The organism is Duganella sp. Leaf126, from assembly GCF_001423125.1.
Lineage (GTDB): Bacteria > Pseudomonadota > Gammaproteobacteria > Burkholderiales > Burkholderiaceae_D > Rugamonas.
Genome location: NZ_LMNW01000025.1, coordinates 1 through 2,157 on the forward strand (window position 1 = coordinate 1; position 2,157 = coordinate 2,157).

Annotated in this window: 2 protein-coding genes; one reads left to right on the forward strand and one right to left on the reverse strand. The window is 50.4% G+C overall.

Annotated features, from left to right (window positions below; all coding sequences use genetic code 11):
* Positions 1-632 precede the first annotated feature (632 nt).
* A complete protein-coding gene (locus ASF61_RS24620) occupies positions 633-1,427 on the forward strand; it encodes a formylglycine-generating enzyme family protein (protein ID WP_373994548.1) in 795 nt (264 codons plus the stop codon).
* Positions 1,428-1,432: 5 nt separating this feature from the next.
* On the opposite strand, the gene ASF61_RS23615 is transcribed toward ASF61_RS24620, so the two are convergent.
* On the reverse strand, positions 1,433-2,157 hold a 725-nt coding region (locus ASF61_RS23615; RefSeq protein WP_229205846.1), incomplete at its 5' end, for a hypothetical protein.

The following is a 2,157-nucleotide window of genomic DNA, read 5'->3' on the forward strand; positions in this document are numbered from 1 at the left end:
CCGACGCGGGGCAGGGCGTTGCTGCCCCAGTTGGCGCCGGCGATCGGCGCCATCGGCGTGGCCACGCGTACCCAGGTGCCGGCGCGATCGTCGCCGGGTGCGCCGGTGTCCGTAAGGCAAGTCTTGAACATAGGGCGTATGTGAAATAGGATGTATAGGTGTGCTGTAACGGAACTAACTTAACTTGGCATCCATGGGATAATTATCTCGTTCATTCACTCTGTAAATAGGAAAGTAATGCGACATATTCCGCTATCCGTCAGCTTTACATTGCTCANCTTAACTTGGCATCCATGGGATAATTATCTCGTTCATTCACTCTGTAAATAGGAAAGTAATGCGACATATTCCGCTATCCGTCAGCTTTACATTGCTCACTCTGCTTCAGCCGCTCGGAAGCTCCCTCGCACTGGCGCAGGCGCCTGGCGGAGCGAGCGCTAGCGCTGTTGAGACCATGCCGGATGGGAACTTGCGAGATGCAGTCCCCAGTAMGCAAGTTATCAAGGCTTTTCTTGCCAAAACTCAGGAGAACCTGGTTTTTTTAAAAGGTGGGACTTTTGATATGGGTGACTGGGGCTCCGAGGTTAATAAAGGTGGGCTGCCGTTCGACGGNTGCCAAAACTCAGGAGAACCTGGTTTTTTTAAAAGGTGGGACTTTTGATATGGGTGACTGGGGCTCCGAGGTTAATAAAGGTGGGCTGCCGTTCGACGGGTCACCCGACTCCAAGCCTTTACACAAAGTGACGCTCGATAGTTTTTTTATCAGCAAATATCCAGTGACGTATGCAGAGTTTGACGTATTTACTGCGGCCCGGCAGCTGCCACGAATCAACCAAGCCAAGGCTGTTCAGCAATATAGAAAGCCGAACAACCCAGCTGGTGTGACTTGGCAAGGTGCAAGTGACTATTGTGCGTGGTTGGCGGAGCAAACCGGGAAGCCATATGCTCTACCTACTGAAGCGCAATGGGAATATGCTGCTCGCAGTGGAGGTAAACGTCATGTATACCCCACAGATAATGGTCAGTCTGAACCTGGGAGGAATTTACCGTCTTATGATCAAAGAAAAGCTGCGGGGGGAATGATCGCGGTAGGGACATTTCCACCAAATTCTGCGGGTATTTATAATATGAGTGCAGGGATACATGAATGGGTGCATGACTGGTATGACAAAAATTACTACAGCAATTCTGCGAGAAAAAATCCAACCGGACCAGCGAGCGGCACCCAACATGTCGCGAGAGGATGGACTGGCAGCGACCACAGCGCTATGACATTTAAACGATGGCCGCAAAGTGAGAATCCCCCACAAGGGACTTGGACCCTCTATCCTGCAGACGGGAAAAAGGAGTCAATTAGAGAGATCCCCTTCACCATGTATTCGCACTTTGCTGGCAACGCGTTCCGCTGTGTTCGCTCTGGTAGGTGATATAGTCAAGCATACATGGCATGTTCAATTGCATGCTTTGCAGTAATAAACTCGGGAGAGCTATTCCAAAGAAACGGTTGACTCAGTAGTGGTTCTGCCTGGGCCAGCCGTTGCTCTGCATTCCTCAAGCGTCCTTCGTATTGCGTACCCTGCATACAAGAATTGATAGAGGCAAAGCCTGCCGCGGCATCCTGCTTATCACCCATAACTGGCGTCATTCGCTCTGCGATAGTGTTCAAATGATTGATTGTTTGCGGCGCCTCGAGTAACTTTGCCATTAACATGGGTGCATCTGCACGCATGGACGGATTAATACTGCTCCCTGCTGCGGCGATCTGTCTAGCAATTTGTGCTGAGACCTCCGGCGGGGCGTAGCTAAGCCAGCTAGCGGTTTCGTTTTCCAACTCCCTACGAATACGTTGTAAGAATTCCTGCCCTGCTTCAGTGCCAGACTTGATTGCAGCATCTATTTTTTCTGCCGCGTTTTGAAATTCGTATGCGATGGAGTCCACACTCTTATTTACGAAATCTTCTACTCGGCTGCCCGTGGAAATGATCAAGTACTTGACTTTGCAGTAAAGTTCGTATGCGTCTGCCTCAATAATGTCACCAATTTTGTGATAATCCAGCCGCTTCAGATGATAAGCCAAGCATTTGAAAAATTCCCCGATCGTGCCAAATCCCGCCTCGAATTTGATGGACCCGTCGCCGCCAAGACCCAAGCAGGCGC